The 16,293-nt window shown below is 66.9% G+C and carries 22 protein-coding genes; 11 read left to right on the top strand and 11 right to left on the bottom strand.

Annotation, left to right across the window (positions count from 1 at the left end; genetic code table 11):
• The first annotated feature begins 88 nt into the window (after nucleotides 1-88).
• Together P6144_RS18370 and murI are read left to right on the top strand one after the other, a co-directional pair.
• Complete coding sequence (locus P6144_RS18370; RefSeq protein ID WP_277769266.1) at nucleotides 89-817, top strand: EF-hand domain-containing protein; 729 nt, start codon at nucleotides 89-91, stop codon at nucleotides 815-817.
• 304 nt (nucleotides 818-1,121) lie between these two features.
• On the top strand, nucleotides 1,122-1,919 hold the full coding sequence (murI, locus tag P6144_RS18365) for a glutamate racemase (protein WP_277769265.1): 798 nt from the start codon (nucleotides 1,122-1,124) through the stop codon (nucleotides 1,917-1,919).
• A gap of 43 nt (nucleotides 1,920-1,962) precedes the next feature.
• Here the strand turns inward: murI and P6144_RS18360 are convergent, their stop codons facing one another.
• Nucleotides 1,963-2,130 carry a hypothetical protein gene (locus P6144_RS18360; RefSeq protein WP_277769264.1) on the bottom strand — a complete coding sequence of 56 codons (168 nt, stop codon included), beginning with the start codon at nucleotides 2,128-2,130 and terminating at the stop codon, nucleotides 1,963-1,965.
• A gap of 234 nt (nucleotides 2,131-2,364) precedes the next feature.
• Between P6144_RS18360 and hemA the strand changes: the two genes are divergently transcribed.
• Entirely contained in the window at nucleotides 2,365-3,606 is a 1,242-nt protein-coding gene (gene hemA, locus P6144_RS18355; protein WP_277769263.1) for a 5-aminolevulinate synthase, read from the top strand.
• A 96-nt stretch (nucleotides 3,607-3,702) separates the two neighbouring features.
• Here the strand turns inward: hemA and P6144_RS18350 are convergent, their stop codons facing one another.
• The 5 genes from P6144_RS18350 to P6144_RS18330 form a co-directional block, all read right to left on the bottom strand.
• On the bottom strand, nucleotides 3,703-4,248 hold the full coding sequence (locus tag P6144_RS18350; protein WP_277769262.1) for a DUF4199 domain-containing protein: 546 nt from the start codon (nucleotides 4,246-4,248) through the stop codon (nucleotides 3,703-3,705).
• 190 nt (nucleotides 4,249-4,438) lie between these two features.
• Entirely contained in the window at nucleotides 4,439-4,852 is a 414-nt protein-coding gene (locus P6144_RS18345; RefSeq protein WP_277769261.1) for a response regulator transcription factor, read from the bottom strand.
• 2 nt (nucleotides 4,853-4,854) lie between these two features.
• On the bottom strand, nucleotides 4,855-5,511 hold the full coding sequence (locus tag P6144_RS18340; RefSeq protein ID WP_277769260.1) for a class I SAM-dependent methyltransferase: 657 nt from the start codon (nucleotides 5,509-5,511) through the stop codon (nucleotides 4,855-4,857).
• Complete coding sequence (locus P6144_RS18335; protein ID WP_277769259.1) at nucleotides 5,508-6,752, bottom strand: DUF3419 family protein; 1,245 nt, start codon at nucleotides 6,750-6,752, stop codon at nucleotides 5,508-5,510. Before P6144_RS18335 ends, P6144_RS18340 begins: the two co-directional genes overlap by 4 nt.
• 156 nt (nucleotides 6,753-6,908) lie before the next feature.
• A complete protein-coding gene (locus tag P6144_RS18330; protein WP_277769258.1) occupies nucleotides 6,909-7,463 on the bottom strand; it encodes a DUF1579 family protein in 555 nt (184 codons plus the stop codon).
• Between the two features lie 163 nt (nucleotides 7,464-7,626).
• On the opposite strand from P6144_RS18330, the gene P6144_RS18325 reads away from it, so the two are divergent.
• Nucleotides 7,627-8,460: a LytTR family DNA-binding domain-containing protein gene (locus P6144_RS18325; RefSeq protein WP_277769257.1), complete on the top strand. Its 834-nt coding sequence runs from the start codon at nucleotides 7,627-7,629 to the stop codon at nucleotides 8,458-8,460.
• 138 nt (nucleotides 8,461-8,598) lie between these two features.
• Here P6144_RS18325 and P6144_RS18320 read toward each other — a convergent pair whose 3' ends face one another.
• Together P6144_RS18320 and P6144_RS18315 are read right to left on the bottom strand one after the other, a co-directional pair.
• Entirely contained in the window at nucleotides 8,599-9,072 is a 474-nt protein-coding gene (locus tag P6144_RS18320) for a hypothetical protein (protein WP_277769256.1), read from the bottom strand.
• The gene (locus P6144_RS18315; protein WP_277769255.1) at nucleotides 9,072-9,323 is read right to left on the bottom strand and encodes a hypothetical protein; all 252 of its coding nucleotides are present in this window, start codon (nucleotides 9,321-9,323) and stop codon (nucleotides 9,072-9,074) included. The genes P6144_RS18320 and P6144_RS18315 overlap by 1 nt, the downstream gene beginning before the upstream one ends.
• A 58-nt stretch (nucleotides 9,324-9,381) precedes the next feature.
• Between P6144_RS18315 and rpiB the strand changes: the two genes are divergently transcribed.
• From rpiB to P6144_RS18290, 5 genes are all read left to right on the top strand, one after another.
• Entirely contained in the window at nucleotides 9,382-9,834 is a 453-nt protein-coding gene (gene rpiB / locus P6144_RS18310) for a ribose 5-phosphate isomerase B (protein WP_277769254.1), read from the top strand.
• Nucleotides 9,831-11,141 carry a serine hydroxymethyltransferase gene (glyA, locus tag P6144_RS18305; protein ID WP_277769253.1) on the top strand — a complete coding sequence of 437 codons (1,311 nt, stop codon included), beginning with the start codon at nucleotides 9,831-9,833 and terminating at the stop codon, nucleotides 11,139-11,141. Before rpiB ends, glyA begins: the two co-directional genes overlap by 4 nt.
• A 4-nt stretch (nucleotides 11,142-11,145) precedes the next feature.
• Nucleotides 11,146-11,622 (top strand): transcriptional regulator NrdR, encoded by a 477-nt coding sequence (nrdR, locus tag P6144_RS18300; RefSeq protein WP_277769252.1) that lies wholly within the window; start codon nucleotides 11,146-11,148, stop codon nucleotides 11,620-11,622.
• Nucleotides 11,623-11,690: 68 nt separating this feature from the next.
• Nucleotides 11,691-12,344: an RNA methyltransferase gene (locus P6144_RS18295; protein ID WP_277769368.1), complete on the top strand. Its 654-nt coding sequence runs from the start codon at nucleotides 11,691-11,693 to the stop codon at nucleotides 12,342-12,344.
• 237 nt (nucleotides 12,345-12,581) lie between these two features.
• On the top strand, nucleotides 12,582-12,845 hold the full coding sequence (locus P6144_RS18290) for a hypothetical protein (protein WP_277769251.1): 264 nt from the start codon (nucleotides 12,582-12,584) through the stop codon (nucleotides 12,843-12,845).
• A gap of 79 nt (nucleotides 12,846-12,924) precedes the next feature.
• Here P6144_RS18290 and P6144_RS18285 read toward each other — a convergent pair whose 3' ends face one another.
• Entirely contained in the window at nucleotides 12,925-13,227 is a 303-nt protein-coding gene (locus tag P6144_RS18285; protein ID WP_277769250.1) for a chorismate mutase, read from the bottom strand.
• A gap of 192 nt (nucleotides 13,228-13,419) precedes the next feature.
• On the opposite strand from P6144_RS18285, the gene rpsD reads away from it, so the two are divergent.
• Both rpsD and P6144_RS18275 read left to right on the top strand, forming a co-directional pair.
• Complete coding sequence (gene rpsD, locus P6144_RS18280) at nucleotides 13,420-14,034, top strand: 30S ribosomal protein S4 (RefSeq protein ID WP_277769249.1); 615 nt, start codon at nucleotides 13,420-13,422, stop codon at nucleotides 14,032-14,034.
• Between the two features lie 594 nt (nucleotides 14,035-14,628).
• Nucleotides 14,629-15,345: a hypothetical protein gene (locus tag P6144_RS18275; RefSeq protein WP_277769248.1), complete on the top strand. Its 717-nt coding sequence runs from the start codon at nucleotides 14,629-14,631 to the stop codon at nucleotides 15,343-15,345.
• Between the two features lie 108 nt (nucleotides 15,346-15,453).
• Here the strand turns inward: P6144_RS18275 and P6144_RS18270 are convergent, their stop codons facing one another.
• Both P6144_RS18270 and P6144_RS18265 read right to left on the bottom strand, forming a co-directional pair.
• Nucleotides 15,454-15,822: a type II toxin-antitoxin system VapC family toxin gene (locus P6144_RS18270; protein ID WP_277769247.1), complete on the bottom strand. Its 369-nt coding sequence runs from the start codon at nucleotides 15,820-15,822 to the stop codon at nucleotides 15,454-15,456.
• Nucleotides 15,819-16,256: a type II toxin-antitoxin system VapB family antitoxin gene (locus P6144_RS18265; RefSeq protein WP_277769246.1), complete on the bottom strand. Its 438-nt coding sequence runs from the start codon at nucleotides 16,254-16,256 to the stop codon at nucleotides 15,819-15,821. The genes P6144_RS18270 and P6144_RS18265 overlap by 4 nt, the downstream gene beginning before the upstream one ends.
• Nucleotides 16,257-16,293 lie beyond the last annotated feature (37 nt).

Here is a 16,293-nt window from a genome sequence, read left to right as displayed (position 1 = left end):
AATGTGGATGGGGTACCAATCGCTCCGACTTGGGCGAAACTCGAACTTGGCCTAGCGTGGCGCGCTGTGGGGCGGGGAGTGTTCTTGCGTGCTGGATGAGCGAATGCAGGCGGCGATCGGCCGACTGACCGACAATGAGAAGGAATGCCTGCGCCGCCGCCTGCTGCCCCAGACCGCCAAGGAGATGGCGCTGGAGCTCGGCGTCTCGCCCCATGCGGTCGAGAAGCGGCTCAAGATGGCGCGCACCAAGCTCGGCCTTTCCTCCTCGCTCCAGGCCGCCCGGCTGCTCGTCCAGGCCGAGTCCCAGGGGCTGGTACCCCATGCGCCGGACCTCGCCGCCCGGCGCGAACCGGTCCAGCCCGCCTCCAGCACCGGTGGAAGGCGCCGGTGGTGGATTGGAGGCATTGCAATGAGCATCATCATCGCGGCGGCGGCGCTGGCCCTCGCCCTGCACGGCGGCAGCCCGGCCGCGCAACAGGCCGCACCCGGCCAGACGCAGAAGATCAAACTCTATGACGGCCCCTTCGTGCCGGCCACGCCCGAACAGGCCAATGCCTATCTCGCGCAGAGCTTCGCGGCGATGGACAAGGACAAGTCGGGCTATCTCGAGGCGAGCGAGGCGCCGCGCGCTTCGGTCAGCGTCAACAACGGCCCGCGCAAGGACGTGGGGGCGGAGCAGGGCGGCCGGATGTTCCTCGCCCGCTTCGACACCAATGGCGACGGCAAGGTGAGCAAGGACGAATATATCGCCGCCCGCCGCCCGATGGTCCTCGTCACCGGCATCCCGGCCAACTGGAAGCCGAAGCCGGCCAACTGATCCGGGTTCCGGGCTCAAGGCCAGCGTTCCCCATTCCCCTTCTCCCTTGATGGGAGAAGGGAGGGGCCGACTGCCGAAGGCAGTGGGAAGGATGAGGGTGATCGTGCCTCAAACGACGTCGCACGCGGATAGGTCACCCCCGCCCAACCCTCCCCCATCAAGGGGGAGGGCTCGAAGAACCCTTGGCGAGGGCAGGGCTGGAAGAGTGCCTGGCGAATTGAATCCCAACTGATCCCCTTCGGGGGTGTTTCCCAACTCAGGGGCGGTTGACGGCCATCGGAGGCGGAGCCATGCCCCGCGGACGATGACCGACGGCCGTCCCATCTTGTTCTTCGATTCGGGCGTGGGCGGGCTCTCGGTGCTGGCGCCCACCGCCGCGCTGCTGCCCCAGGCGCCGCTCGTCTATGTCGCCGACTCGGCGGGCTTTCCCTATGGCACCCGCAGCGAGGGCGAGATCGCCGCGCGCGTGCCGGCGCTGCTCGGGCGGCTGGCCGAGCGCTACGATCCCCGGCTGATCGTCATCGCCTGCAACACGGCGTCCACCATCGCGCTCCAGCATGTCCGCGCCGCATTGGACGTGCCGATCGTCGGCACCGTGCCCGCGATCAAGCCTGCCGCACTGCTCAGCGAAACCCGCGTGATCGGTGTGCTCGGCACCGAGGCGACCGTCCGCCAGCCCTATGTCGACGATCTCGCCCGCCGCTTCGCCGGCGATTGCACCGTGCTGCGCCATGGCTCGGCCGAACTGGTCGAGATCGCCGAGGCCGCGCTCGAAGGCGTGCCGCCGGTTCCCGATCGCATGCGCGCGGTGCTCGCCGGGCTGTTCGATCAGCCCGGCGGCGACCGGATCGACGTGATCGTCAACGCCTGCACCCATTTTCCGCTGGTCGAGGCCGATCTGGCTGCCGCCGCGCCGCATCCCGTCCGCTTCGTCGATGGCGGTCCCGGCATCGCCCGCCGCGTCGCGCACCTCACCGAAGGGCAGGGCTGGCCCGCGGCGCCGGTGCCCGGCCGCGCCGTCTTCACTGCCCGCAGTGCCCGCACGGACATGCTCGCGCCCGCCCTGGCGCGTTACGGGCTGGTCGAGATCGAGTCGCTGTAGAGGCGGCGTTTCCCCTCCCTTCCCGAGAGGGGAGTTGAAGAAACTAAGCCTGTGCCACGGGCGGCGCCGCGAGGATGTCCCGCAGCAGCGCCGAATAGCGCTCGGCCATTTCCTGGTGGACGCGCCGCGCGGTCAGGTCGTCGGTGCGCGCGGCATTCTCGCGCTCTTCGCGCTCGCGCTTGGTGAAATATTCTATGTCCCTGGCGCTCATGATAGGATGCTCCATCTGCAAGCGGGAGCACGCTGGGTCTCTCAGCCGCGGGCTTGCTTGGTAGCCGAGTCGCTCGCGATACCCGTCTTGTACCACGTCCGGCCTTGCTCAGGACCAATCCATATCAATTTCCGATTGCCCGAATTTGCGCTGGCGCAAAGTCGTTCGGAACTGGACCGATCGGGCATTATGTCCAACTGGAAATCCTTTGGCTTTGGCAGTAGGAACCGCGGCATGAACAGCGCCGAAAGCCCTGTGCCCGTCGACTATAGCCGGGTCTTCACGTCCGCGATCGACCGGCTGCACGCCGAGGGCCGCTACCGCGTCTTCATCGATATCCTGCGCAACAAGGGCATGTTCCCCAATGCGCGCTGCTTCGCCGGCCATAACGGCCCGAAGCCGATCACCGTCTGGTGCTCGAACGACTATCTGGCGATGGGCCAGCACCCCAAGGTGATCGCGGCGATGGAGGAGGCGCTCCACGATGTCGGCGCCGGCTCGGGCGGCACGCGCAACATCGGCGGCAACACGCACTACCATGTCGACCTGGAGGCGGAGCTCGCCGATCTCCACGGCAAGGAAAATGCGCTGCTCTTCACTTCGGGCTATGTCTCGAACGAAGCGACGCTCTCCACGCTGGCCAAGGTGCTGCCGGGCTGCATCGTCTATTCGGACGAGCTCAACCACGCCTCGATGATCGCGGGCATCCGCAATTCGGGCTGCGAGAAGCGCGTCTTCCGCCACAACGACCTCGCGCATCTCGAGGAACTGCTCGCCGCCGACGATCCCACCGTCCCCAAGCTGATCGCCTTCGAGTCGGTCTATTCGATGGACGCCGATATCGCGCCGATCGCCGAGATCTGCGACCTGGCCGACAAGTATAACGCGCTGACCTATCTCGACGAGGTCCATGCCGTTGGCATGTACGGCCCGCGCGGCGGCGGCATCTCCGATCGCGAGGGGCTGGCCGATCGGCTGACGATCATCGAAGGCACGCTCGGCAAGGCGTTCGGCGTGATGGGCGGTTATATCGCGGCCGATCAGATGATCATCGACGTGATCCGCAGCTATGCGCCGGGATTCATCTTCACCACTTCGCTGTCGCCCGTGCTCGTCGCCGGCGCGCTGGCAAGCGTGCGCCATCTCAAGGGCTCGTCGGTCGAGCGCGACGGCCAGCAGGCCGCCGCCGCCAAGCTCAAGGCGATGATGGCCGAGGCGGGGCTTCCCGTCATGCCGTCGACCACGCACATCGTCCCGCTGATGGTCGGCGATCCGGTCAAGGCCAAGAAGATCAGCGACATCCTGCTCGCCGAGTATGGCGTGTACGTCCAGCCGATCAACTACCCGACGGTGCCGCGCGGCACCGAGCGGCTGCGCTTCACCCCCGGCCCCGCCCATGACGAGGGCATGATGCGCGAGCTGGTCGAAGCGCTGGTCGAGATCTGGGGCCGCCTGGAACTCAGGCGGGCGGCGTAACGTCCGACCTGTTCCCCGGCGAAAGCCGGGGCCCAGGGTTTCTCTGCCGTGTCGCTCGTGGCCCTGGGCCCCGGCTTTCGCCGGGGAACAGGCTGTTTACGCTTCCGAAGCTTCCGTTGCCTCCGCCCGCGCCACCGGCAGGAAGCGGCTGTTGCAGAGCAGCAGCGCCGAGACCACCGACACCGCCAGGCCCACCGGGAAGATCTCGACGAACGTCATCGGCAGCCGGATGAGCGGGTTGTGATAGGCAGTGCGGAACGACGCCATCTCCGCCTGCGCCCTGGCCAGCTCTGCGCCGCTCTTGCCCTCGGTCATCGCCCCGGCGAACTTGTCGATGAACGCGTCGATGCCGATGATGTGCAGCGCCGTGTCCCAGCACAGCGCATAGACGATCCCCGCCACCAGGCTGATCGCCACGCCCATGCCCAGCGCCGGGAAGAAGCCGATCACGCCGCCGCCCGCGACATCGCGCTGGCGCTTGATGGCCAGGAAGATGGTGCTGAGGCCGACCAGCATGATCAGATAGCCGATCGCCATGCCATATTGGCCGGTGGCGCCTTCGAAATTGGTGACGACGATCGACAGCACGCCGCCGGCGATCAGTCCGCCGATCACGCCGTAGGTCAGGATGGTGCGCAGCATGTTCAGGTCCCCCTCGGGTTCAGGTTGCCCCCGAAGCAGGCCGCGGACAAGCCGGCGGCGCAATCGCCCGAAAGGATGATTTGCGTGAAACCTGCCCAAACCCGTCATCCCGGCGAACGCCGGGATCTCAGGCGAAGGCGGGAAAGGAGCCGCCCGAGACCCCGGCATTCGCCGGGATGGCGGCTATTGGCTAGCGCAGGATCCCCAGTTCGCGCGCTCGCGCCACCGCGTCCCCCCGCCGCTTCGCGCCCAGCTTCTCGAGCAGCCGCGCGACATGCGTCTTCACCGTGTTGAGCGACACGCCCAGCCGGTCGGCAATCTCCTGGTTGGAGCGCCCGGCGAGCAGTTCCCTCAGCACTTCCAGCTCGCGCGGCGACAGTCCCAGCGTCGCTACCGCCTGCGGGTTGCCGTCGAACGCGCGCGGGATCGGTCGCCCGATCAACTTCGCGCCGACATATACGCCCAGCGCCAGGAACCCCGCCGCGATCAGGAAGATATAGAAGTCGCCCGCATGCCCGCGCACCAGCCGCTGATAGTCGAGCCATTGGAGCAGCAGCGTCCCCGCCGCCAGCAGCGCGCCATAGACCAGGATGCGCGCCGCCAAGCTCAGTCCCGCGTCAGCGTCGCGCTCCACACATAGCCGCGCAGCGTCGAACGGAAGTCGAGCCGCAGGCCCTGCTCCTCGGCGATGCGCTTGAGCACTGCGGGCAGCGTGTCGCGCGGGAATACGTGGAAGTCGTTGAGCGACTTGAAGTGCAGCCGCTTCGCAAAGCGCGGCAGCCGCTCATACTGGCCGAAATCGACGATGTGCAGGCTGCCGCCCGGCGCCAGCGCCTTCGCGCCCAGCTCGATCGCCTCCACCCAGGGTGGGATCATCGAGAGCGTGTAGCTCATGAACACCCGGTCGAGTGTCGAGGCCCCGAACAGCGTTTGCACGTCGAACGCGCCCGCGTCGGCCTGCGCGAGCGTGATCCTGCCCGACAGCCCGTTCTTCTCCACCGAAGCCCGCGCCGTCTCCAGCATCGCCTCGCTGATGTCGAAGCCGAAGAAGCGTGCCTCGGGGAAGCGCTTCGCCGCGACGATCAGGTTGCGCGCGGTGCCGCAGCCAACCTCGAGCACCGTGCCGCCCCTGGGCGGGTTGAGCGACCGGATCAGCGCGTCGCGCCCCAGCAGATAGAATTTCCGCGTGAAGTCGTAGAAGTGGCGGTGGAGCGCATAGGTCGCGTCCATCAGCCCCTTCTGGTCCCCGGTGGCAGCGCTCATGCGTGCGGCTTCAGCGTCCAGACATGCGTCGCGCCATAGACCGAGGAGCGGTCGCGGCGCGTCCAGTCGTCGAGCTTGGCCTGGTCCTCATATTCCCACTGGGACATGATTTCCTCGGGGATATGGCCCTTCACCACGTCGGGGATCGCCGCGGTGCGATAGAGCACGCGCGCGCCCGGCTTGGCGGTGCGGGTGATCTCGCCCCAGATGCGGGTCAGCTGCTCGTCGGTCATCCAGTCCTGCGCGTCGAGCAGGATGTAGCGGTCGAGCGACTGGGCCGGCATCGTCTCGAGATAGTCGGCATAGTTGGTGTGGCGGATCTCGACCCGGTCGGCGCGCGCGCGCACCACGTCCCAGTTCTTCGCCTCGAGATAGGGCGGCAGCGGCGCATCCGGACCTTCGCCATAGCCGCGGCCGAACGCCTGCCAGGCATAGTAGTTGTCCTTCAGGTCGAAGTCGCAGGCGAGCTTGCGCAGCCGGCTCTTGAGCGCGCCGGTGATCCCCGCCTGGTCGTCGACCTTGAGCAGGTCGTACTGCGCCGGCGGGATGCCGAAGCCGAACAGGGCGGCGGGCTGATCGACGAGCCAGCGCAGGAACTTCTTGTCGAAGAAGGGCGCGAACTTGGTTTCGAAGATTTCGCGCTGCTCCTCGATGGTCTTCGCCTTCAGGATGTCGCGCGGCTCGATGCCGTAGCGGTGCGCCAGCCAGTGGACGAAGCCCATCAGCCGGCCGAGCAGGCCGTAATGGTAGAAGCCGTGCTTGAACGCATCGATGCGGCGCGTGCCGTTCAGCCCGCGGCGCTCCCAATAGTCGCGATAGGGCGCGTCGAGGTGCGGCGCGATATGCTCGCGATAGGCCTCGACATTCTCGGGCTTGTCGGCCTGGCCGAAGAAGCGGTGGAAGGCGGCATAGTCGGGCAGCCGCAGCGCCGCCTGCTTCTTCAGGTTGTTGAGCGCGATATGCGCCGGATTGAGGTCCACTGCGGTGATCTTGGCCGGGTTCGCGGTCAGATAGGAGAAGACGTTGCAGCCGCCCGAGGCGATCGTCACCAGATGATGGTCGCTCTGGAGCTGCAGCGCTTCCATGTCGATCACCGGGTCTTCCCAGATCTGCGGATAGACCAGGCCCCGAAAGGCAAAGGTGAAGGCGCGCTCGAGAATGCCTTCCTTGGTCATGTGTTCGTGACGGTGCACGGCGCCGCGGACGGCGACATTCTTCGGCGTCTTGGTAATCGAACCCATCACTTGCTCCTGGACGCCCGCCCGGCGAGCGGCGATCCGCCACGCCCTATTACCCCAATGTGACGAACCGGCGTCAGTCTAAGGTCTATCCCCGGGCCCCGCAACGCTTGTCGCGGGGCGCCGGGGATCGGCCCTAGAGTCAGGAGCGAAGCAAAATCAATCCTTGGTGACGCTTCCCGCCATCGGCCAGTCGGTGTCGCCGATGCGCTTCAGCGTCATCTTGAAGAAGGGCCGGCCCGGCTGGCCGTTCATCACGAATTCGCCCGCCTCGATCCAGGTGTCGCCTTCCAGCCAGGCCTTGTAGAGCACCTTGGCATTGGGCCCGGCCGGCATTTCCCAGGCATAGCCCTTGTCGGTCACGGCCAGCGGGAAGGTGCCCGCTCGCCCGCCGGTGTGGCTCGCCATCGCATAGGTCTTGGTGGCGGGATCGTAGGAGATCACTGCAAAGGCGTTGAACGGCACCTTGCCCGCCGCGTCGAACGACTTGCCTTCGACCAGGGTGATCGTGCCGTCGAGCATCGTGCCCACGCGCTCGGTATGCGTCATCACCCGCTCGCCGGCGCCCGGCATCTGCACACGCGCCTCGCCGCGCCATTTGCCGTGCATCCAGTCGAGCTTGTGCATCGCGTCGCTCTGGGCGGTCATCGTGGCGGTGTCGGCCTGCTGGGCCTGGGCAGTGAAGGGCAAGGCGAGGGTGAGGGCGGCCAGCATCCATGCCCAGGCTGTTCCCCGGCGAAGGCCGGGGCCCAGGGTTTCTCTGCCCTGCCGCTTGTGGCCCTGGGCCCCGGCCTTCGCCGGGGAGCCGGATAGAAACGAAGCGCGCATCTGTATCTCCCGATTGTCGCAGGGCACCATGCATGGCAGCTTGTCCGCCATGCCCGCCGCCCGGTCGCTCCGCACTGGCTCTGCCGCCCAGCCGCCAAGCAAGCGCGGTTTCGCGAAGCGCGCTCTGGCCTTCGCGAAACGCGCACTGCCCCGGAAGGCGCCGCCGGGCTTCCCGCTGCTCTGGGTCGCCTGCTTCGCCGCGGCGCTGCTGATGATCGTCACCGGCGGATTCAACACCGGCCGGTTGCCGCTCGGGCCCCGCATCGCCTTCTGGCTGCTGCTGATGGGATGGAACGCGCTCAAATGGCAGCTGCTCTTCGCCTGGGGCGTGCGCAAGGACAGCGACTGGCCGCGCATCTCGCTGCTCGGCACGATCCCGCTCAATTTGCCGCTGCCGCTCGAGATCTGGGCCTGCGCCTGGCTGGTCGGCACGCCGATGCAACCGATCCCGCACGAGATATGGGGCAGGGCGGCGGCGATCAGCGTGGTGATCTTCACCGTCTGCTCGGTCGTCGCCTGGCTGGTGCTGCGCCGGATGCGCCCGGTCCGCGCCGAGACCGGTCTGCTCGCCCGCGCCCGCATCGCCGCCTGCGATCTCGCGGCGATCGAGGCCGAGGACCATTATTGCCGCGTCCATCGCCGCGACGGCCGCAGCGAGCTGCTCCACTATCGCTTCGGCGATGCGCTGGAGGAAGTCGCCCGGCTCGACGGGCTCCAGGTCCATCGCGGCGCCTGGGTCGCGGCGGACGCAGTGCAGGGCGCCACGCGCGAAGGCCGCAAATGGCGGCTGCTGCTCGCCGGGGGCGGCAGCGTTCCGGTCAGCGCCACCTATGCCGCCGAGGCACGGGCACGCGGGTGGCTGCGGAATCCGGCGAAACCCTGAGCCCGTCCGTCACCCCGGCCTTGTGCCGGGGTCCACCATGCCGCAGCCGATGCACTCTCGCTTCTTGTGCGAGGCGTGCCTCCCGGTGGACCCCGGCACAAGGCCGGGGTGACGATTGGTGCTGGGAAGGTGGGTGCCTCAATCCCGGCAATAGCCCTCGCCGGCCTTCACCGTCAGACAGTCCTTCTTGCCGGCCAGCCATTTCAGCCCGGTCGCATCGCCGTCGCTCGGATGGAGCGTCTGATCGCCGTCGGGCCGGGTGAACGAAATTCCCTCGCTCGATCCCTTGCCGTCGAAAATTCCCTTGTCGTCGAGCGTGTACTGCATCTCCAGCTTGTACATGCCCGGGTCCTTGCCCTTCGACACGGTCAGATAGGTGCCTTCCACGCCCTTCCAGCGGCCGATCCAGTCGTCGCGGTCGACCGGCTTGGCGGCCACTTCGTTCTTCAGGTCGGCGGCGCCTTCCTTGACGGCATTGGCGATCGAACCGCCCACCGCCACTGCGGCGTTGCCCGCGGTCTCGGTGGCATTGGCCGTGGCGTCGCTGGCCTTGTCGGCGGCGTTGCACGCGCCGAGCGCCAGCGCAGGGGCGAAGATCAGCAGCGCACGCATCAGCGCGTCGCCTCGTCGATCGCATTGCCCACATGCTCGGCACGGTTGCCGATGTCGCTGGCGGTGTTGTCCAGCGCAGCGCCGGCATCGTCCGCGGCATTGCCCAGCGTGTCGCCCATGTCGTTCACGCTGTTTTCCAGCGAATCGCCTGTCGCGTTCAGCGAATTGCTCAGATTGTCCTGCGCGCTCTCCGAACAGGCGGCCACGCCGAGCGCCAGGGCCGGGATCAGGGCGAAAATCGTCTTGCGCATGTCTCTCTCCGAATAGTCGGTCTAGCCAGCACCGTCCTTGCGGCGTAGGGGAGCGCGCATGTCGCACGCCATCGCCATCGCTTCGGACCATGCCGCCTACGCCATGAAGGCAGAACTCGCCGAATGGTTGCGTAACGAAGGGCATGAAGTGCTCGATCTCGGCACCAACGGGCCGGAGAGCGTCGACTATCCCGACTATGGCTATCGCCTCGCCAAGGCGATCGAAGAGGGCAAGGCGGCGCGCGGCGTCGCGCTCTGCGGTTCGGGCATCGGCATCTCGATCGCAGTGAACCGCAACCCGCACGCCCGCTGCGCGCTCGTCTCCGAGCCGCTTTCGGCCAGCCTGGCCCGCCAGCACAACGATGCCAATGTCATCGCCATGGGCGCCCGCCTGCTCGGCATCGAGATGGCCAAGGCCTGCATCACGACTTTTCTCGCAACCGAGTTTCTCGGCGACCGCCACCAGCGTCGGGTCGACAAGCTCAGCCATCCTGAAGGGACCCCTGCATGAGCACCAACCCCGCCACTCTCGGCGCCCAGCCCGATGGCTATTTCACCCGTTCGCTCGCCGAGGCGGATCCGGCGGTCTTCGCCGGCGTCCAGCATGAACTGAAGCGCGAGCAGTATCAGATCGAGCTGATCGCCTCGGAGAATATCGTTTCCAAGGCAGTGCTCGAGGCGCAGGGCTCGGTCTTCACCAACAAGTACGCCGAGGGCTATCCCGGCAAGCGCTATTACCAGGGCTGCCACCCGTCCGACGAAGTCGAGCAGCTGGCGATCGATCGCGCCAAGCAGCTGTTCGGCTGCGACTTCGCCAACGTCCAGCCGCACTCGGGCGCGCAGGCCAACGGCGCGGTGATGCTGGCGATGGTCAAGCCCGGCGACACGATCATGGGCCTCAGCCTCGATTCGGGCGGCCATTTGACGCACGGCGCGCGCGCCGCGATGTCGGGCAAGTGGTTCAACGCGGTCCAGTACGGCGTCACCCCGGACACGCACCTGATCGACTATGACCAGGTCGCCAAGCTCGCCCGCGAGACCCAGCCCAAGCTGATCATCACCGGCGGCTCGGCCTATCCGCGCCATATCGATTTCGCCAAGTTCCGCGCGATCGCGGACGAGGTCGGCGCGATCTTCATGGTCGACATGGCGCACTTCGCCGGCCTGGTCGCCGGCGGCGTCCACCCGACGCCGTTCGGCCATGCGCATGTCGTGACGACGACCACCCACAAGACGCTGCGCGGCCCGCGCGGTGGCGCGGTGTTCACCAATGACGAGGCGATCGCCAAGAAGATCAACTCGGCGGTGTTCCCCGGCCTCCAGGGCGGCCCGCTGATGCACGTCATCGCCGCCAAGGCGGTGGCGTTCGGCGAGGCGCTCCAGCCCGAGTTCAAGGGCTATGCTGCCGCGATCGTCGAGAACGCCAAGATCCTGGCGGCCACGCTCAAGGAGCGCGGCGCGGCGGTGGTCTCGGGCGGCACCGACACCCACCTCGCGCTGATCGACCTCACGCCGCTGGGCGTGACCGGCAAGGACGCCGACGAGGCGCTCGAGCGCGCGGCGATCACCTGCAACAAGAACGGCATTCCCAATGATCCGCTGCCGCCGGTCAAGACCAGCGGCATCCGCGTCGGCTCGCCGGCGGGCACCACCCGCGGCTTCGGCCCGGCCGAGTTCCGCGAGATCGGCAACATGGTCGCCGACGTGCTCGACGGGCTGAAGAAGAATGGCGAGCAGGGCGACGCCCAGGTCGAGCAGAACGTCCGCGAGCGCGTCCGCGCGCTGTGCGAGCGCTTCCCCATCTATCCGGAGCTTTGATTAATTGCGCTGCCCCTTCTGCGGACATGAAGACAGCCAGGTAAAGGACAGCCGCCCCACCGAAGACGGGGCGGCGATCCGCCGTCGGCGCCAGTGCGAGGCCTGCGCCGCGCGCTTCACCACCTTCGAGCGCATCCAGCTGCGCGAGCTCACCGTGCTCAAGTCCGAGGACAAGCGCGAGCCGTTCGACCGCGACAAGCTGGTCCGCTCGATCTCGGTCGCCACGCGCAAGCGCCCGGTCAACGGCGTGCAGATCGAGAAGCTCGTCTCGGGGATTCAGCGTCAATTGGAGACGCTGGGCGACACCGAAATCCCCTCGCAGAAGATCGGCGAGCTGGTGATGCAGGGGCTCAAGGGCCTCGATTCGGTCGCCTATATCCGCTTCGCCTCGGTCTATAAGGACTTCCGCGAGGCCAAGGATTTCGAGGAATTCGCCGGCAACGTGTCCGAAGTGGCCCAGGAAGGCGGGAGGGGGCAGTGAGCCAGCCGCCCGTCATCGTCCTGGTCCGCCCGCAGCTCGGCGAGAATATCGGCAAGGCCGCACGCGCGATGCTCAATTTCGGGCTGGTCGAGATGCGCCTCGTCGCCCCGCGCGACGGCTGGCCCAATCCCAGCGCCGGCCCCGCCGCGAGCGGCGCGGACATCGTGCTCGAAAAGGCGCAGGTCTATGAGACCGTCGCCGATGCCGTCGCCGATTGCGCGCACGTCTATGCCACCACGGTGCGCAAGCGCGGCGTCTCCAAGCCGGTGATGACGCCCGAGGAAGCCTCGCGCGAGATCCACCGCGAGGAAGGGCGCTCGGCGATCCTGTTCGGCCCCGAGCGCTCGGGGCTGGAGACCGACGACGTCGCCGTCGCACGCACCATCGTCACCGTGCCGATCAATCCCGAGTTCGGCTCGCTCAACCTTGCCCAGGCGGTGATCCTCGTCGCCTATGAATGGTCGAAGGGCGAGAGCCTGGCCCAGCCCACGGTCGAGGAGCTCGATCCTCCCGCGCCGCAGCAGGAGCTGGACGGGATGATCGACCAGCTCGACGCGATGCTCGATGAATCGGGCTATTACTTCCCGCCCGACCGCGTTCCCTCGACGAAAAGGACGCTGCGCACGCTGCTTACCAAGCCGCGCTGGTCGAGCCAGGAACTGCGCACGCTGCGCGGCGTGCTCTCCGCGCTCGAAGGCAAGAAGCGCCACCGCACGACCTGACATATAATCGCAATACACTTCCGCTTTTCGCAGGTGCGAAAACAAGTTACAGTGCACGAATCTTTCGTAGCGGGAGGGGGTTCCGATACGTTTGTGCCGAATTCATATCGGCTTCGGTCGCCTGGAGGGCAGGCGATCGGAACCGGCATCGGCGCATTTTCGGGCCTCTCGCGGTCTCGTCTTCCGGCCCGGGGCAGGCCGGGGCAGGGCCGCCTCCCAAACCGCAGTGGAGATAGTATGAAGTTCGCTGTTCTGTTCGCGTGTGTTGCCTTCGCCGTTCCCGCCATCGCCCAGCAGGCGACGCCGACCCCGGCTGCTGACGCCAAGCCCGAGAAGAAGATCTGCCGCATGGTCGAATCGACCGGCTCGATCATGGGCAAGCGCGAGTGCCATACCAAGGAAGAGTGGCGCCAGATCGCCGACGCCAATGCCGATCGCGCCGGCCGCGCGCTCGACAACCGCGCCCGCATGGGCGGCAATGGCGGCATGAGCGGCAACTGATCGACCGGCGCCGGCCGCGAAGGGGCATCGCGATGAAGATCGTGATGCTGCTTGCGCCCGGCGCCCGTTCGGTCCCGGCTCAGCGCCGGTCGAACGCCGCGAGTTCGTAGGCGATCGAGGCTTCGACCAGTCGTTCCCAGATGTCGCCGATCGCGTCTTCGGGAATTCCCGCCGCCGCCGCATGTGCGCGGGCATTGGCGATCACCTGCGCCTTGCGCGCCTCGTCGCGCACATGGCCGCGCTCGGGCTTGATCCGCGCCGCCGCGTCCATATAGCCGAAGCGCCGCTTGAGCAGCGCCACCAGCGCCGCGTCCAGCGCATCCACGCCGGCGCGGACCTCGGTCATCGTCGTGCAGGCTTCGGGATCGATCACGTCTTGCATGGCTCCGCTCTTGGCGGGGTGCGGGCGCGCTGTCCAGCCGGGCACGTCAAACTTGACTCGGCGGCCCCGCGCCGCTAACCGCGCGCCTTCGCAATGGCCCCGCACCCCGGTGAAGCGGCGGCCCTGCCCTCCTCAGCGAGACCAGCAGGCGGATACCGGGAAAACCGTTGTTAGCGATTGCAAGGATTACAAATGTCGAAGCGTTCCAGCGCAAAGTACAAGCTTGACCGCCGCATGGGCGAGAACATCTGGGGCCGTCCCAAGTCCCCGGTGAACAAGCGCGAATACGGCCCGGGCCAGCACGGCCAGCGCCGCAAGGGCAAGATGTCGGACTTCGGCATCCAGCTGCGCGCCAAGCAGAAGCTCAAGGGCTATTACGGCGACGTCACCGAGAAGCAGTTCAAGCGCGCCTATGAGGACGCTTCGAAGATGAAGGGTGACACCTCGCAGAACCTGATCGGCCTGCTCGAGCAGCGCCTCGACATGATCGTCTATCGCGCCAAGTTCGCGCCGACGATCTTCGCGGCCCGCCAGCTGGTCAACCACGGCCACGTCCTGGTCGACGGCGAGAAGTGCAACATCGGTTCGCGCCGCATCAAGCCGGGCCAGACCGTTTCGCTCCGCCAGAAGGCGCAGGAAATGGCGCTGGTCATGGAAGCGCAGAGCCTCGCCGAGCGCGACATCCCCGACTATGTGTCGCCGGACGGTGCCTCGAAGATCACCTTCACCCGCGTGCCGACCCTCGACGAGGTGCCGTACCCGGTGAAGATGGAGCCGAACCTGGTCGTCGAATTCTATTCGCGCTAAGTTCGCTCCCTCGGGAACGAGAAAAGAGGGCGGTCCTTCGGGGCCGCCCTTTTTCTTGTCCGTCATCCCGCCCCAACCGTCATCCCACTCCAAACCGTCATCCCGGCGAACGCCGGGATCTCGTGCGGCTCCTTCCCCGCCTTCGCCTGAGATCCCGGCTTTCGCCGGGATGACGGCTTTGAGAGTCCGCGCCGGACCTCGGGCCCCTTCCCCGCAGGAAAGGGCGGCCCCACGCCCCCTACGGCTTCGCCGGCAGCTGCATGTTCGCCCGCAGGAAGCGGTCGATCTTGTCGAGCATCTGGGTGCTTCGGAGCTATCCCGGTGCGGACGCGCAGATGCCTCCGAAGCGGCGCAAATCTACCCGAATTGGCGGAAAACCGTGCATTTTGCGCCGTATCCGACCCATATTGGCGCCCGCGCATTTGGCTTTGCCGGCCTGCGCTCGTACCAGTCCTGCAAACAAAACCCCTCGGGTCGCACCGGTTCATCTTCGTTACCGCCCGGGGTTTCCGGGCGAAATGGGCACCCGTCGCCGGCCCGAAGAGTCCGTGTTCGCGTACCTTGCTTCGCTTGAAAGTCCGGGGGGACTGAACATTGGGACTGCTTCATCGGGACGCCGCGCTCGATCATCCCGCGATGCCGCTGCTGCTCGCCCGGCTCGCGCCGGTCCGCGCCGTCGCCGTGCCGCGCTACCCGCTCGCTGGCAGCCGCCAGGGGCGCTGCTATTGGAACGTGCGCGATCAGGTGCGTGCCCAGGGCGGCAAATGCGTGTTCGGCTGGATGCTCGTCGAAATCCCCGGCGTCGCGCTGTTCGCCTGGCATCATGCCATATGGGAAGCGTCTTCGGGCCAGCTCTCCGACATCTCGCCGCATCCGGTCACCGGCTGGGGCGTCGGCAGCACGGCCTTCGCCGTCGATCCGGTGCAGGATTATCCGCTCGATTGGCCGCCGGCCATGCCCCAGGTGTTCGAGCCGCTGGTGCAGACGGGTGCGCTCGATCGCTTCATCGCCGCCGAGGCGGAGGTGCATGCGCTGCGCGAGCGCTACCGCGATGCCGAGCGGGAGATTCCCTCGGCCACCTGTTTCGACGGGGACAGCGATCTGATCGTCCATGTCGAATCGGCGACCGACATGGTGCGCCTGAAGAAGCTCGAGCGCCGCTTCGTGCCGATGATCCGCACGGCGGAATCGCGGCGCGACGCGCTGATCCCGGCGCTCACCGAGATGCAGCATGCCCTGCTCGATCGGGTCGAGAACAGTGCCCGCATCGCGGAGCGGGCGGCCGAAATCCTTCGCGCGGTGGGCGGCTGATCCCTCCATCCATCGCGCCTGGTCATCCCCGCGCCGGCGACCCGGCGCCTCGGCGGCCCCGCTCTCGGCCCCGGCTCCCGCCCGTGCGGGGATGACTTTAGTTCTCGGTTAGTGTTCTGGCAGGCCAATCCCGAGCCGTTGGGCAGCCGCTGCCAGCCGGACATCACGGGTCCACAGGCGCGAATCCGGTGTCAGTCGCGCTGAAGCCAGCAGGGTCGCATCGACCCAGCCCAGACCCGTTCCCATAAGGCTTTCACGCTTGATAAGGCTCAGCACGTCTTCACTGCCTGCGAGCACCGGCCGCGGCAATCGGCCGAGCGCGCCGACCGTTCCATCCCAATCAGCAAGATTGCCGAGCGCGAGTTCCCCCAGAACAAACGGATGAAGCAACACCATCCCGCGTTCCAAAAGGGCCGAGAGCGATGAATCTGCCGCTCGGAAATGGTCTGCCCAGATTGAGGTGTCGACCAAGATCATGCAGCGGATCTGCGGCGCGCCGGGGCTGCAAAGTAGGGCATTGTGCCGCCTAGCGCGATCAGCCGTCGGGCGTTCTCACGCTCGATCAGTGCGCGCAAGGCCTCGCGGATCACTTCTTCCTGTTCGGGAATGCCGGTCAGCGCGCGGGCCTGCTCGAGGAGCGCATGTTCTCCCTTCGATGGCGTTGCAGAACGAACGCGCACGAAGTCGACCCGGCGCTTTTTCAGGTCGACATTGCTGGTGTTCCAGCCGGCATCCAGCCAGCTGGTCTGACTGTGTCCTTCACCATGCTGGTTGGCCCACCAAGCTGCATGCTTGCGGGCGCTATTGGGAAGATAGAAACCAAGCACCGCCTCGACTTCTTCGAAGCTCGCTGACCAATGATCGCGAGTCTGCTTATGCAGGAAGTCGGCAAGCGGCTCATATTTTCCCATAGTACATATCCTCCATGTCAAAATGATGTACTATAAT

Origin of the sequence: Sphingomonas sp. HITSZ_GF, assembly GCF_029543155.1 — a bacterium.
GTDB lineage: Bacteria > Pseudomonadota > Alphaproteobacteria > Sphingomonadales > Sphingomonadaceae > Sphingomonas.
This window is presented reverse-complemented; position numbering and strand designations above follow the sequence as displayed.

Coding starts and splice junctions, on each gene's coding strand:
- murI (WP_277769265.1), top strand. CDS start 1,122: ATGACCGACGGCCGTCCCATCTTGTTCTTCGATTCGGGCGTGGGCGGG.
- P6144_RS18360 (WP_277769264.1), bottom strand. CDS start 2,130: ATGAGCGCCAGGGACATAGAATATTTCACCAAGCGCGAGCGCGAAGAG.
- hemA (WP_277769263.1), top strand. CDS start 2,365: ATGAACAGCGCCGAAAGCCCTGTGCCCGTCGACTATAGCCGGGTCTTC.
- P6144_RS18350 (WP_277769262.1), bottom strand. CDS start 4,248: ATGCTGCGCACCATCCTGACCTACGGCGTGATCGGCGGACTGATCGCC.
- P6144_RS18340 (WP_277769260.1), bottom strand. CDS start 5,511: ATGAGCGCTGCCACCGGGGACCAGAAGGGGCTGATGGACGCGACCTAT.
- P6144_RS18335 (WP_277769259.1), bottom strand. CDS start 6,752: ATGGGTTCGATTACCAAGACGCCGAAGAATGTCGCCGTCCGCGGCGCC.
- P6144_RS18330 (WP_277769258.1), bottom strand. CDS start 7,463: ATGCTGGCCGCCCTCACCCTCGCCTTGCCCTTCACTGCCCAGGCCCAG.
- P6144_RS18325 (WP_277769257.1), top strand. CDS start 7,627: ATGCCCGCCGCCCGGTCGCTCCGCACTGGCTCTGCCGCCCAGCCGCCA.
- P6144_RS18320 (WP_277769256.1), bottom strand. CDS start 9,072: ATGCGTGCGCTGCTGATCTTCGCCCCTGCGCTGGCGCTCGGCGCGTGC.
- P6144_RS18315 (WP_277769255.1), bottom strand. CDS start 9,323: ATGCGCAAGACGATTTTCGCCCTGATCCCGGCCCTGGCGCTCGGCGTG.
- rpiB (WP_277769254.1), top strand. CDS start 9,382: ATGTCGCACGCCATCGCCATCGCTTCGGACCATGCCGCCTACGCCATG.
- glyA (WP_277769253.1), top strand. CDS start 9,831: ATGAGCACCAACCCCGCCACTCTCGGCGCCCAGCCCGATGGCTATTTC.
- P6144_RS18295 (WP_277769368.1), top strand. CDS start 11,691: ATGCTCAATTTCGGGCTGGTCGAGATGCGCCTCGTCGCCCCGCGCGAC.
- P6144_RS18290 (WP_277769251.1), top strand. CDS start 12,582: ATGAAGTTCGCTGTTCTGTTCGCGTGTGTTGCCTTCGCCGTTCCCGCC.
- P6144_RS18285 (WP_277769250.1), bottom strand. CDS start 13,227: ATGCAAGACGTGATCGATCCCGAAGCCTGCACGACGATGACCGAGGTC.
- rpsD (WP_277769249.1), top strand. CDS start 13,420: ATGTCGAAGCGTTCCAGCGCAAAGTACAAGCTTGACCGCCGCATGGGC.
- P6144_RS18270 (WP_277769247.1), bottom strand. CDS start 15,822: ATGATCTTGGTCGACACCTCAATCTGGGCAGACCATTTCCGAGCGGCA.
- P6144_RS18265 (WP_277769246.1), bottom strand. CDS start 16,256: ATGGGAAAATATGAGCCGCTTGCCGACTTCCTGCATAAGCAGACTCGC.